General features: G+C 70.8%; 13 protein-coding genes. 7 read left to right on the forward strand and 6 right to left on the reverse strand.

The window, feature by feature from the left end; all coding sequences use genetic code 11:
- Positions 1-7: 7 nt before the first annotated feature.
- Complete coding sequence (locus HYQ63_RS31635; RefSeq protein WP_179937213.1) at positions 8-1,222, reverse strand: cytochrome P450; 1,215 nt, start codon at positions 1,220-1,222, stop codon at positions 8-10.
- 143 nt (positions 1,223-1,365) lie between these two features.
- Between HYQ63_RS31635 and HYQ63_RS31640 the strand changes: the two genes are divergently transcribed.
- Positions 1,366-3,366 (forward strand): PE-PGRS family protein, encoded by a 2,001-nt coding sequence (locus tag HYQ63_RS31640; protein WP_179937214.1) that lies wholly within the window; start codon positions 1,366-1,368, stop codon positions 3,364-3,366.
- A gap of 17 nt (positions 3,367-3,383) precedes the next feature.
- On the opposite strand, the gene HYQ63_RS31645 is transcribed toward HYQ63_RS31640, so the two are convergent.
- Positions 3,384-4,076, reverse strand: a complete 693-nt coding sequence (locus HYQ63_RS31645) for a 5-formyltetrahydrofolate cyclo-ligase (protein ID WP_373689223.1) — start codon at positions 4,074-4,076, stop codon at positions 3,384-3,386.
- A gap of 130 nt (positions 4,077-4,206) precedes the next feature.
- Complete coding sequence (locus tag HYQ63_RS31650) at positions 4,207-4,686, reverse strand: helix-turn-helix transcriptional regulator (protein ID WP_306664849.1); 480 nt, start codon at positions 4,684-4,686, stop codon at positions 4,207-4,209.
- 86 nt (positions 4,687-4,772) lie between these two features.
- On the opposite strand from HYQ63_RS31650, the gene HYQ63_RS45035 reads away from it, so the two are divergent.
- Together HYQ63_RS45035 and HYQ63_RS31660 are read left to right on the forward strand one after the other, a co-directional pair.
- Positions 4,773-5,573 (forward strand): recombinase family protein, encoded by an 801-nt coding sequence (locus tag HYQ63_RS45035; protein WP_257232269.1) that lies wholly within the window; start codon positions 4,773-4,775, stop codon positions 5,571-5,573.
- 5 nt (positions 5,574-5,578) lie between these two features.
- Positions 5,579-5,779 (forward strand): hypothetical protein, encoded by a 201-nt coding sequence (locus HYQ63_RS31660; RefSeq protein ID WP_179937216.1) that lies wholly within the window; start codon positions 5,579-5,581, stop codon positions 5,777-5,779.
- A gap of 26 nt (positions 5,780-5,805) precedes the next feature.
- Here the strand turns inward: HYQ63_RS31660 and HYQ63_RS31665 are convergent, their stop codons facing one another.
- The 3 genes from HYQ63_RS31665 to HYQ63_RS31675 are packed head-to-tail and all read right to left on the reverse strand — an operon-like array spanning position 5,806 to position 8,556.
- The gene (locus HYQ63_RS31665) at positions 5,806-6,075 is read right to left on the reverse strand and encodes a hypothetical protein (protein ID WP_179937217.1); all 270 of its coding nucleotides are present in this window, start codon (positions 6,073-6,075) and stop codon (positions 5,806-5,808) included.
- Complete coding sequence (locus HYQ63_RS31670; RefSeq protein ID WP_179937218.1) at positions 6,075-6,917, reverse strand: PaaX family transcriptional regulator C-terminal domain-containing protein; 843 nt, start codon at positions 6,915-6,917, stop codon at positions 6,075-6,077. The genes HYQ63_RS31665 and HYQ63_RS31670 overlap by 1 nt, the downstream gene beginning before the upstream one ends.
- A 4-nt stretch (positions 6,918-6,921) precedes the next feature.
- Positions 6,922-8,556, reverse strand: coding sequence for an AMP-binding protein (locus HYQ63_RS31675; protein ID WP_179937219.1), 1,635 nt, complete (start codon positions 8,554-8,556; stop codon positions 6,922-6,924).
- A 127-nt stretch (positions 8,557-8,683) separates the two neighbouring features.
- Here HYQ63_RS31675 and HYQ63_RS31680 point away from each other — a divergent pair, with 127 nt between their 5' ends.
- Genes HYQ63_RS31680 through HYQ63_RS31695 form a run of 4 tightly spaced genes read left to right on the forward strand, consistent with a single transcriptional unit; the run spans position 8,684 to position 11,870 of the window.
- Entirely contained in the window at positions 8,684-9,808 is a 1,125-nt protein-coding gene (locus HYQ63_RS31680) for an acyl-CoA dehydrogenase family protein (RefSeq protein ID WP_179937220.1), read from the forward strand.
- Positions 9,805-10,209, forward strand: a complete 405-nt coding sequence (locus tag HYQ63_RS31685; RefSeq protein WP_179937221.1) for a RidA family protein — start codon at positions 9,805-9,807, stop codon at positions 10,207-10,209. The genes HYQ63_RS31680 and HYQ63_RS31685 overlap by 4 nt, the downstream gene beginning before the upstream one ends.
- 47 nt (positions 10,210-10,256) lie before the next feature.
- Complete coding sequence (locus HYQ63_RS31690) at positions 10,257-10,772, forward strand: helix-turn-helix transcriptional regulator (protein ID WP_179937222.1); 516 nt, start codon at positions 10,257-10,259, stop codon at positions 10,770-10,772.
- A 3-nt stretch (positions 10,773-10,775) separates the two neighbouring features.
- Positions 10,776-11,870 carry a serine hydrolase gene (locus HYQ63_RS31695; protein ID WP_179937223.1) on the forward strand — a complete coding sequence of 365 codons (1,095 nt, stop codon included), beginning with the start codon at positions 10,776-10,778 and terminating at the stop codon, positions 11,868-11,870.
- Positions 11,871-11,946: the final 76 nt, after the last annotated feature.

The raw sequence follows: 11,946 nt of genomic DNA on the forward strand, positions 1-11,946 counted from the left end.
CCGCCCGTCACCAGGTGACCCACATGTCCTCGAAACCGCCCGCGGCGACCCCCTCGCGGATGCGGAGCGTCTCGGGGGCGTCCCGCAGCCGCAGCTCGGGCAGCCGCCTGACGAACGTCCCCAGCACCACCTGGAGTTCCACCCGTGCGAGCGTCTGGCCGACGCAGAAATGCGGTCCCGCGCCGAAGGCGAGGTGCTGGGCGTTGTTCTCGCGGCGCGGATCGAACCGGTCGGGGTCGGGGAACTTGCGCTCGTCCCGGTTGGCGGCGGGCAGATTGACGAACAACGTGCTCCCGGCGCCCACCGGCACCCCGCTGACCTCCGTGTCCTCGGTGATGAACCGGGGGATGCCCACCCCGCCGTTCGCGTCCATCCGCAGGGCTTCCTCCACCACGCCCGGCACCAGCCCGGGATCGGCGAGCACCGCTTCGTAGCGCTCCCGCTCCGACAGCAGCATCGCCGTCATCTTCAGGATCATGTTGGACGTGGTCTCGTGCCCCGCCAGCAGGAGGCCGACCGCGGTGGAGATCAGCTCGTCGTGGCTGAGCCGCCCGTCCTCGCTGTCGGAGATCTGCGTCAGCTCACTGAGCAGGTCGTCGCCCGGCTCCGCCCGCTTGCGCTCGACCAGATCCGACGCGTAGGCGTGGAAGTCCCGCTGCGCGTCGTCCACTTCGGCCTGCGTATAACGCGTCAGCGTCAGCAGGACCTCCGACCAGCGCGCGAACCTGTCCTGGTCCTCGCTCGGCGCACCCAGCAGCGCGCAGATGACCCGCACCGGCAGCGGAAGCGCCAGCGCCGCGCGCAGATCCGCGGGCGACCCCTTGGCCACCATGTCGTCCACCAGCGCGTCGGCCATCTCCTGCACCCGCGGCCGCCACGCCTCCATCTTCTTCACCGTGAACGCGCGGCTGATCAGCCGCCGCCACCGCCGGTGCCCCGGCCCCTCCTTGTTGTCCACCTGCCCCTGGGCCGGCCGGCTGAACATGCCACCGTCCTCGGTGGTCGACATGCGCGCCGCGCCCTTCCGGTCGAGGTTGCGGCTGAACCGCTGATCGGTCAGCAGCCCGCGCACCTCCTCGTACCCGGTCAGCAGGCCGACCACATCCCCACTCGGCATCCGCACATGCGCCACGGGACACGCGGCCCGCGTCTCGGCCCACTCCCGCGGGGGCTCCAGCACATTCGGCTGCTCGAACGGGTAGTCAGGAACGGCTTCAGTCATGGGGGGACTCCTCCGGTGTCGGGGACCTCTGAGCACCGTAAGACGATCGTCTTATTAAATCAACGGACTTAGGAACTGTGGCCGACATTCGATCCGCGGGGTGGGATGCCGGTGGTCCTGGGCCTCGGCCAGGATGGAGTCCTATGACGGGTGGAAGAGACGAACTCTCGCAACTGCTCAGGCGCGCCGGCCTGGAAATACTGGAGTGGCGGATCGAGAACGTTCTGTCGCCCTCGGCCGCATGGCGCCCTGTCATCGCGGGCGATACCCAGCCGACCGCCACCGTAGGCGGAGAGCTGCCAGACCTGGTCGCCCAAATCAACGCCCAGTGGCACCGGCTCGCGGCCAAGCACAAGGTCATGGACGACGACGGTGCGTTCCTTATCGATGTCGCGGGGCCTTGGACGGGCTGCGGGCCCCGGCGCTGGACGCGGGTCCGACTCACCGACCAGTGGGACCTCGCCGGAGTGCTGGGCGACCGCCCCGGGCAACCGGAGTTCGTCACGCTCTCCACCAACGGTGACGTGTTGCTGGGCGCGACATCCGAGGAGTACGAGGTCTGGCTTGTCGCCGTGGACCGCGTCAAGGAACGGCAGGAGGAAGCCGCACGCGCAGCGGCCGAGGAGGCCACCGAGGACCGCGAGGCCGCCTGGGCATCGTTGTTCCGCATTCCGGGCCCACCGGGCACACTGTGCGAGATGTGGGCACACGGGTTGGCACGCAACCTGGCCGTGCCCGACGACGTACAGGAAGGCTTGCTGGGCCTTTCGTATCACCTTCTGTGGCGCAGCCTGCCGACCGCGATCGTCGATGCGGCCATTGACCACCCAGCATGGAAGGTGCGCGGGCTACTGGCCGAAGCCCAGCCCAACATCACCGCCGAACAGTGGACACGCCTCATCCTCGGTGAAACGGACCCCAGACACCGGTGGATCCTCACCACGATCGCAGCGGACCGGCGCGCCCGGCTCACCGAGACCGCGTACGACCAGCTCACCGCGGACCCCGCGGTGCGGATCCGCGAAGAGGCCGCCCGACTCTCCGGACTGCCCGCCAAGATGCGGATCGCCCTGGCCCTTGACCCCGATCCGGCCGTACGGGCATCGGCCTGCCCGCACGCCTGGTCGTACCTGGACGGCTCCGCACGACAGAGGCTGCTCACCGACCCCGACGCCACGGTTCGTGCCGTGGCGCTACTACAGCACCACCAGGACCATCCGCTGCCCCGGTCGACCTTCGACTCCGGTGACCTCGGCGATCGCGCGGTGGAAACGTGCCGCCTGGAATACGACCTTGCCGACCATCTGGCCCACCACGGCGACGAGCCCCGGCGCCGCTCCCTCGCCGGCAACCCACACCTGGCCCCCGACCTGGTCGCAGTCCTCGCCCGAGACCCGGACGCCTCCGTGCGCTTCGTCATATCGATACGCCCTGAACTCACCGAGGAACAACGGGCAGACGTCCGCGTCGACCACGATCCGAATGCCATGTCCCACGCGCTCGACTGGGTCACGGCACTCCACGACGACCCCGACGCCATGCGCCGCTTGGCCGCCTCTTCTCACCCTCTCGTACGCAGAAGCGTCGCCCGGGCCAAGCACCTTCCACCGGAGGCCGTCGAACTCCTCGCCCGGGACGAAGACCGTGTCGTACGGCTCTTCCTCGCCGAATCCTGCGACGACGCCCCCGCCGACATGCTCTTGGAGGTGTGGCAGTGGTGGACCGGCAGCCTCAGCCACCCCGATCGCCCGCGCAGCCACCCCAACTTCCCGCGCCAAGGACTCCTCCGCCACGCGGACGACCCGAACCCGCGTATGCGGCAACTGGCGCTGGACGATCCCGAGTCGCCGACCGAACTGGTGGAGAGATTCAGCCGGGATGCGCATGCCGAAGTACGACGCCGGGCCGCCAAAGACTCGCGGCTCTCGGCCGCTTCGGCGGTACGGCTGCTCGACGACTCGGACGAACAGGTGCGCCGTATGGCCATCAGGCACCCACGGCTGCCCGCACGGATTCTCGTCCGGCTGCTGCGGGACGCCGACACCGCGCAGGAGGCGGCGCAGCATCCTGGGCTCCCCAGTGACGTGATGCGGCGCATGGCCCAGCGGGTCCAGCCCGGAACCGGTGCCCTCATGAAGCCATGAGGATGGGTTCCTGCGGATCAGCAGGAACCATTGGCACCCCGAAATCGTGCCGAGAGGACCGGGATGGCAGTGATCTTCTCGGCGGTGAGGTTCTTTCGTACGAGGCCGTCAGGGCGGCGCGGGCTGGTGCAAGGAATGACCTCGTCGGGCGTGACGATGTAGTCCACCCGGAAGTCGTGCTCGCTCTCGGGGATCTCCCCCTCGATCACCTGAAGCGAGTGGACCGGCGCGACGATCACCGTCTCGGTCGTGACCAGGCCCGCCTCGATCAACAGCGCGACCTCCAGGTCGGAGTATCCAGCGCCTTTCCCGATCCGTGCTCCCGACCGGTTCACGGCCACGCTGCCGCACACCACCACGTCGATGGGTCCCATGGCGTCCACCCCGACTTGGCGCGCGACGCGGGCCGCGCCCTTCTTCCCGGCGGCCTCCTCGGCCGACACACCGAGGGTGTCGGGGTCGAGCAGATAGAACGGCTGAAGCGACGCCATCCTCGGTACGGCCATGTAGACCCGCTTGCCGTCCCTCAGCGCACGGATGCGGACAGGGAGCTGTGCCCAGTCCGGGTTGGCCTTGACGGTGGTGGCGTGCTGCCAGAAGTCGAGACCGGCCAGCCGCTCGGCTGCCGCCTCCGCGCCGTGAAAGCCGGGGATCTTCCCGTACGAATCGGCGGGGGCGCCGTCCCCGTCCACGAGACGGCGCCACGCCATTTCCCGCACGGCCTGCTTGGCCTCGCCGATGTTCTTCACAAGCCCCCGCTCAGATTGCGGCCCGGGCCGCGCTCACGGCTTCTGCGAAGTACATGAGCGGTGCCTGAAGGTCGCGTCTCGGGCTGACGTCCTATACCAGTTGGCCCATGAGCGTCGCCGAGTCGGCCTCTACCTCGTACAGCGCACGTCGTACCCGCGGATTGGTGGCGTTCTCCCGCAGGAACGTCACCTGCCCGTGTACCTGTCCGGCAGGGCCGAGTAATGTCGTGGACGACGCTTGGTCGTAGGATTCGTCGAGTTGCCGTAGCCGTTCGTGAAGATGAGCCACGACCACCATGTCCGCAGAGCCGGGGCCTTGAAGCACGTACGTCATGCGCTCGGTAGGTTGCTGCTTGATTGCAGTGACATCATCAAGCAGCTCTTGAAGCTGATCATCCGAGATGAGCAGAGTGCGCGCCAACTTTGGGCGAAGCCACGGCTGCGGCTCGGTCTCCGCGTTTTCCCAGCGGACAACTGTCGAGCGTTCGACACCGAGGAGATGGGCGAGCTTCTCCTGCGTGAAACCGGAAGCCTTCCGCCGCTGGGCTAACCGCACCCGCTTTGTCGCCATCGATCACTCCTCCGGGCGTAGAAGCCTCACGATCACATCGAGCGCGAGCTCGGCGCCCGTCTGTGGGTGGTCTAGGGGGCGCACCGATGAGCGTCGGAAAGCCGTTGGTCTTCGGTTACATGCGCGTGCCGGATGACATGTCCGATGAGGAGGCCAAGCAGAAGCAAGACGGCATGACTGCCTACGCAGAGGCCAACGGCTACCAACTGGCCATGATTTTTCATGAGTACATCTTGGGTGTGCAGTCGGCGTTCACGGATCTGGTCGAGACGGTCAGGCGCGCCGAGGCGCGTCATGTGATCGTGCCCTCCTACCGGGAACTGGCACTGACGCGGCCGCTCCAAGACGCCATGACGTTGCAGCTCACCTGCGTGACACAGGCCGAGATCATCAGCTTGGACGAGTGCCATGAGAGAGCTGCGACCGCCATGGACCAACTGACACTGGCTGCGGCACCTGAGGCCGTTTCTGCCTCGCGCCACTTCCTCAGGCTTGCGCTGTCCAAGTGGCGCGCGGCCACTATCGAAGAAGACGCGCTTCTGATCGCCTCGGAGTTGGTAACCAACGCGGTGACTGCGACGGACATGGCAGCCGACCACCGGGCCTTGGCTGAACCCGGGACACTCGCCCTTTCATTCACCTGCCCCTGTCAGTCCCAGGCGTTGAACAGCACTCCGCCCAGCGTGGTGATCCCGAAGTACCCGATCTGGTGCCACTCGGCCCGCGAGAGCCCTGACGTGTCCAGGTCGGCGAGAGGCGTCCCCAACTGCTCGGCCGTCAGCACGTCGAATCCCGAGGCCGGGAAGACGTCCGACCAGGGAGGTGGGGAGGCGAAGCCGTCGTCGTACCCTGTCCGCCGCTCCTCGGCGAAGGCGATCCAGGGGTGATGGGCGTGGCACAGGACGACATGTTCGTCGGCGCGCCGGATGATCGAGGCGGTGTGGAAGGTCCGGGGGTACGTCCGCTCCTCCACCGTGCCGACCCGGCCCCCGCTCGCTCGGGCGGCGGCGTGGAGGGCGGTGCGGAAGGCGCGCACGTCGGTTTCCGGGAGCGGGCCGTGCTCGGGTCGGAAGAAACCGGTCGCGCCTCGTGACAGAGGAAACACCGTGCCTCCTGGGCTCAGGGCTTGTTGTGAGTGTGGCCGGTGAGGTGGCGGTGGATCTCGTAGACGAGCCGGATGCCGCCGGCGAGCAGTGGCGGGGCGAGGAGCTTCCTCAGAGTTGCCGACTCCACGCCCGCGTCGGCGCGCAGCCACAGCAGGAGGGCGCCGGTGGCGGAGACGTGGAGGAGGGCCCAGAGCACTCCCGTTCGGGCCTCGCGGGAGGGGACGGTGGCGGCGAGGGCCCATAACCACGGTATGAGGGAGAACCCCAGGGCTGCGAGTGCCATCAGGCCGGTCTCACCGTCGTCCCGTGCAGCACGGCGGCGGCGTGCTCCGCGGCCGCGTCGCGCAGGCGGGCGTGGAGGGCCGTGAAGACCTCGGCGGCGCGGGCGCCGGGCCAGTCGTCGGGGAGCAGCGACGGGGGGAGGCCGGGGTCGGCGTAGGGGAGGTGGCGCCAGGAGTCGAGGGCCAGGAGGTGGTCACGGTAGGCGGCTTCGGGGGTGGGGGTGTGGTCGGTCCAGTGGGCGAGGACCGGTTCGTGGGCGGTGAGGAACGCGTGGTGGAGGGCGGCGAGTTCGTCCAGGTCCCACCAGCGGCGGACCGCCTCGGCGGTGGGGGTGAAGCCCGCGTGGTCGCCCCGGAAGAGGTCGACGTAGGAGGCGAGACCGAGGCGTTCCAGGGTGTGGCGGGTCTCGTCGTAGAGGCGGTCCGGCGCGATCCAGACGCCGGGGGCGGCGGTGCCGAAGCCGAGGCGGGAGAGGCGGGAGCGGAGCAGGTGGCGCTTGTTGCGCTCCTGTTCGGGTACGGAGAAGACGGCGAGCAGCCAGCGGTCGGGACCGGGGGCGGGGCGGGGGTAGATGCGGTGGTCGCCGTCGTCGAGGAGCTGGCGGGCGTCGGCGGACAGGGCGTAGCCCGCGGCGCCGGTGGCGGTGCGGTCGGCGACCAGCAGGCCGCGCCGCTTGAGGCGGGAGACGGCCGAGCGCACCGAGGGCGGGTCGACGCCGACGGTGCCCAGCAGCCGGATGAGGGCGGCGACGGGCACCGGCCCGGCCGGGTGGCCGGGGGTGCCGCGCCCGTGGGCGCCGTAGTGGGTGACGATGAGGGAGCGCGGGGTGTGCTGGCCGTTCACGGGGTCACTGTAAAGCGCCGTCGCGGAGGCGGTAGCGCTGGAGCTTGCCGGTGGCGGTGCGGGGGAGCGCGTCGAGGAAGACGAAGCGGCGGGGGCATTTGTAGGGGGTGAGTTCGGCGGTGGTGTGGGTTTTGAGGGCGGCTGTCGTCTCCTCGGTGCGCGGGATGCCCGTGCGCAGCACCACATGGGCGACGACGATCGTGCCGCGCTCCGCGTCCGGCTGTCCGGTGACGGCGGCTTCGACCACGTCGGGGTGGCGCAGCAGGGCGTCTTCGACCTCGGGGCCCGCGATGTTGTACCCGGACGAGATGATCATGTCGTCGGCGCGTGCCACATAGCGGAAGTAGCCGTCCGGATCGCGGATGTAGGTGTCGCCCGTGAGGTTCCAGCCGTCGCGTACGTAGGTGCGCTGGCGCTCGTCCTCCAGGTAGCGGCAGCCGGTCGGGCCGCGCACGGCGAGCAGGCCCGGTTCGCCGTCGGGGACGGGACGCAGGTCGGCGCCGACCACCCGGGCCTCGTAACCGGGCACCGGAACGCCCGTCGTCCCCGGGCGGATCGCGTCGTCGGCGGCGGACAAGAAGATGTGGAGCAGTTCGGTGGCGCCGATGCCGTTGATGATGCGCAGCCCGGTGGTCTCGTGCCAGTCGTGCCAGGTGGCGGCGGGCAGGTTCTCCCCGGCGGAGACGCAGCGGCGCAGCGAGGAGACGTCGTACGCCCCGGGTTCGGTGCGCAGCCGGTTCAGCATGGCCCGGTAGGCGGTCGGGGCGGTGAACAGCACCGACACCCGGTGCCGTGCGATGTCGTCGAGCAGCCGCTCCGGCCCGCCCCCGCGGTCGGTCAGCAGCGCCGACGCCCCGGCGCGCAGCGGGAAGACGACGAGACCGCCGAGGCCGAAGGTGAAGCCGAGCGGCGGGCTGCCCGCGAACACGTCGTCGGGGGTGGGCCGCAGCACCTGGGCCGAGAAGGTGTCGGCGATGGCGAGGACATCGCGGTGGAAGTGCATGCAGCCCTTGGGGCGCCCGGTGGTTCCCGAGGTGAAGGCGATGAGGGCGACGTCGTCGGCGGAGGTCGGGACGGCCTCGTACGACGCGGGCGCGCGGGCCGCGAGCCGCAGCAGGTCGTCGGGCGCGTCACCGCCGTAGGTGAGGGTGCGCAGCCCCGGCACCTCGGCCTTGACCAGGTCGTCCGCGCACCGCGCGTCGCACAGCGCGAGCCCGACCCGGGCGATGTCGCAGATCGTGGCCAGTTCGCGGGACCGCTGGGCGGCCAGGACGGTCACCGCGACCGCGCCCGCCTTCATGACGGCGAGCCAGCAGGCGGCCAGCCAGGGCGAGGTGGGGCCGCGCAGCAGCACCCGGTTGCCGGGGACGACGCCGAGCGTGGTGGTGAGGGTGTGCGCGATGCGGTCGACGTGTGCGCGCAAGTCCCCGTACGTCCACACCGCGCCGGAGCCGTCGCGCACGGCGGCCCGCTCCGGGCCGTACCGCTCCACCGTGCGATCCAGTAACTCCGCCCCGCAGTTGAGCCGGTCGGGGCGGCGTGGCCCCGGCAGGTCCAGGAGGAGCCCGGGCCACTGGTCGGCGGGCGGGAGGTGGTCACGGGCGAAGGTGTCGACGTGTGCCGAAGGCCTGAGCTCCATCGAGGATGCGCCCCCTGCCTGCCCGATGTGCCTGCCGGATGGCTGTCTGAAGCCGCCTTGTCAGCGTAACGTGATGGTGACGACAGTCAATATGCCGCGATAAGGGTTGTGCCGAGGGAGGCCCCCGATGCCGTCATTCGCACTGGATCCGGAACAGCGGCGCTGGTGCGCGCGGCTGCGCGCGCTGGCCCGCGACCGGCTGCGTCCGCTCGCGGACGCCGGTACGCCGGGGCGGATCAACCGGCCGTTGACCGAGGCGCTGGGCGAACTGGGCCTGCTGGAGCGGCTGTTCCCGGAGGACGGGCCGGTCCGGGCGCTCGATCTGTGCCTGCTGCGCGAGTCGCTGGCCATGGAGTGCACCGAGGCCGAGACCGCGCTCGCCCTCCAGGGGCTCGGCGCGTACCCGATCGTGCTGTCCGGCGGCGAGAAGCTGTACGAGCGCTGGATGCCCGGGATCCGGGCGGGCCGGACCGTCACCGCCTTCGCGCTGAGCGAGTCGGACGCCGGGTCGGACGCGGCCGCGCTCACCCTGCGGGCCGACCGGGACGGGGCCGGGGGGTGGCGGCTGACCGGCGAGAAGTGCTGGATCTCCAACGCGCCCGAGGCCGACGTCACCACCGTCTTCGCCCGCACCACCCCGGGCGCGGGCTCACGCGGCGTCACCGCCTTCCTGGTCCCCGCCGACCGCCCCGGACTCGGCGGCGAACCCCTGGAGATGCTCAGCCCGCACCCCATCGGCCGTCTCGTCTTCGACGGCGTCCCGGTCACCGCCGAGGACGTGCTGGGCGTGCCGGACGCGGGCTTCCGCGTCGCGATGCGCACCCTCAACCTGCTGCGGCCGAGCGTGGGCGCGTTCGCCGTCGGCATGGCGCAGGCGGCGCTGGATGCCTCGCTGGCGCACGCCGGAAGCCGAACCGCCTTCGGCGGTCCGCTCAAGGACCTCCAGTCGGTCGCGCACCAGCTCGCCGAGATGGCCACCCGCACCGAGGCCGCCCGGCTGCTGGTGTACGCGGCGGCCGCCGCGTACGACGACGGCGAGCCCGGCATCGCCCGGCGCTCGGCCATGGCCAAGCTGCTGGCCACCGAGACCGCGCAGTACGTCGTGGACGCGGCCGTCCAGATCCACGGCGCCCGCGCGCTGCGCCGCGGCCATCTGCTGGAACACCTCTACCGCGAGGTGCGCGCGCCCCGCATCTACGAGGGCGCCACCGAGGTCCAGCGCACGATCATCGCGAAGGAGCTGTACCGATGACCGAGCCCCTGCACCGGATCAACCCCGCCGAGCTGTCCCCGCCCACCGGATTCAGCCACGCCGTCACCGCGACCGGCGGGCAGCTGGTCTTCCTGGCCGGTCAGACCGCGCTGGACCAGGACGGCAAGGTCGTCGGGGACACCCTCCCCGCCCAGTTCCGCCGGGCGCTCACCAACCTGTTCACCGCGTTGGCGGCCGCCGGTGGCAGCCCCGCCGACCTCGCCCGGCTGACCGTCTACGCCACCGACATCGCCGACTACCGCGAGTGCGCTCCCGAACTGGGCCGGATCTGGCGGGAGATGGCCGGTCGCGACTATCCGGCGATGGCCGTCATCGGCATCGTCCGGCTGTGGGACGAGGAGGCGATGGTCGAACTGGACGGCATCGCGGTGCTGCCGTAGCCCATCGGGCTTGCTCTGTTATTCCGAAATAACGTAGTCTCCGGTCCATGGCCGACGAGTCCCTGCACGAGCGGGTCGCCGCACTCGAAGAACGGGTGTCGCGGCTGGAGTCCGAAGCGCCGGACACCCCGCGGAACGAAGTGTTCTGGGCCCTGGAGGGGCTGCGCCGACGGAGCACGGGACACGGGCAGGTGCTGTTCACCGGTGCGGTCGAGCTGCCCACCGGCAAGCACTACGAATGGCAGCAGGGCGCCACGACCGACGGGCTGCTGGACGCGGACTGGTCCGAACACGCCGCGCCCTACGCCGCGCTGGGCCACCCGGTGCGGCTCACCCTGCTGCGCGCCGTGCTGGGCGGCACCCGTTCCGCGGCCGAACTCCAGGAGACCGCCGGGCTGAACACCACCGGCCAGCTCTACCACCACCTCAAGCAGCTGACGGCCACGGGCTGGCTCCAGGCCGAGGGCCGCGGCCACTACCAGGTGCCCGCGGGCCGGGTCGTGCCGCTGCTCGTGCTGCTGTCCGCGGTGGTGCCACCAGGCAATCCGACCACGGGGGAATGACGCATGAACCGACGTAAATTCATCACCACTGCGGCTGCCGCTGCCACAGGCACCTCGCTGCTGTCCGGCACCGCCGCCGCGGCCGACGACACCCTGCCCGCACGGGTGCGGCGCACCCTGGACCAGGCGCTGGCCGCCGGGAGCCCGAGCGCGGTGTGCGGCGTCATCCAGGGCGGACGGACGTACGTGGCGGGCGCGGCCGGAAAGGGGAAGCGGACGCCGAACGGCCGGACCGTGTTCCAGCTCGGTTCGATCGGCAAGACGCTCACCGCCACCGCCCTCGCCCGTGCCGTCAGCGCGGGTGAAACGCGCCTCGACGCACCGCTCACCCTGCCCGCCCGCTTCCCCATACCCCGCAAGGGCCCCCGCCGGATCACCCTCGCCGACCTGGCGACCCACTCCTCCGGCCTGCCCCGACTGCCGCAGGGCCTCCTCGACGGTGCGAACCCGTACGACCCGTACGCGCACTACACGCTGGACGACCTGGCCGAGGACCTCGGCGAGACCACCCTCGCCACCGAGCCGGGCGAGAAGTACGCGTACTCCAACCTCGGCTTCGGACTCCTCGGCCAGGCACTGGCCTTCGACCGCGTGGACGAGATGCTGCGGCACCGAGTGGCCGCACCGCTGGGCCTGACCGACACCACGACGACACTGCGGCCGGACATGCTGCTCCGCAAGGCCGTGGGCCACGCCGGGGGAGTGCCGGTGCCCGACTGGCACGACCGCGTGCTCAGCGGCGCGGGCACCTCCATCTACAGCACCGCCAACGACATGCTGCGTTTCCTGGCCGCCCAACTCCGCCCCGAGCGCTCCCCGTTGCGGGCGGCCATCGAACTCACCCAGCGGCGCCACTTCACCGACGGCGATGCCCAGCTCGGCCTCGCCTGGCACCTCGCCCCACTGCCCAGCGGCCGCACCATGACCTTGCACGACGGCGGCACCGGCGGCTTCACCACCTGCGTGGCGTTCTGTAGGGACAGCGGGACGGCCGTGGTGATGCTGGTGAACACCGTCAGCCAGGGGGCCGATGGCAAGCAGTACCCGATCGGCCCGCTCACCGTACGGCTGCTCAGCGCCCTCGACGCCGACCGCTGAGTCGTCGACCGCTGAGCCGTCGACCGCTGACCGTCGTCTGATACCCGCGGGGCCGTCTGGAGCGAACGCGACGGCA

Origin of the sequence: Streptomyces sp. Rer75, assembly GCF_013414305.1 — a bacterium.
GTDB lineage: Bacteria > Actinomycetota > Actinomycetes > Streptomycetales > Streptomycetaceae > Streptomyces > Streptomyces himastatinicus.

What these genes read in the sequence shown, in the direction of transcription:
- HYQ63_RS31690 (WP_179937222.1), top strand. Translation starts at nt 10,257, where the DNA reads ATGGCCGACGAGTCCCTGCACGAGCGGGTCGCCGCACTCGAAGAACGG.
- HYQ63_RS31675 (WP_179937219.1), bottom strand. Translation starts at nt 8,556, where the DNA reads ATGGAGCTCAGGCCTTCGGCACACGTCGACACCTTCGCCCGTGACCAC.
- HYQ63_RS31665 (WP_179937217.1), bottom strand. Translation starts at nt 6,075, where the DNA reads ATGGCACTCGCAGCCCTGGGGTTCTCCCTCATACCGTGGTTATGGGCC.
- HYQ63_RS31680 (WP_179937220.1), top strand. Translation starts at nt 8,684, where the DNA reads ATGCCGTCATTCGCACTGGATCCGGAACAGCGGCGCTGGTGCGCGCGG.
- HYQ63_RS31685 (WP_179937221.1), top strand. Translation starts at nt 9,805, where the DNA reads ATGACCGAGCCCCTGCACCGGATCAACCCCGCCGAGCTGTCCCCGCCC.
- HYQ63_RS31645 (WP_373689223.1), bottom strand. Translation starts at nt 4,076, where the DNA reads ATGGCGTGGCGCCGTCTCGTGGACGGGGACGGCGCCCCCGCCGATTCG.
- HYQ63_RS31635 (WP_179937213.1), bottom strand. Translation starts at nt 1,222, where the DNA reads ATGACTGAAGCCGTTCCTGACTACCCGTTCGAGCAGCCGAATGTGCTG.
- HYQ63_RS31640 (WP_179937214.1), top strand. Translation starts at nt 1,366, where the DNA reads ATGACGGGTGGAAGAGACGAACTCTCGCAACTGCTCAGGCGCGCCGGC.
- HYQ63_RS45035 (WP_257232269.1), top strand. Translation starts at nt 4,773, where the DNA reads ATGAGCGTCGGAAAGCCGTTGGTCTTCGGTTACATGCGCGTGCCGGAT.
- HYQ63_RS31650 (WP_306664849.1), bottom strand. Translation starts at nt 4,686, where the DNA reads ATGGCGACAAAGCGGGTGCGGTTAGCCCAGCGGCGGAAGGCTTCCGGT.
- HYQ63_RS31695 (WP_179937223.1), top strand. Translation starts at nt 10,776, where the DNA reads ATGAACCGACGTAAATTCATCACCACTGCGGCTGCCGCTGCCACAGGC.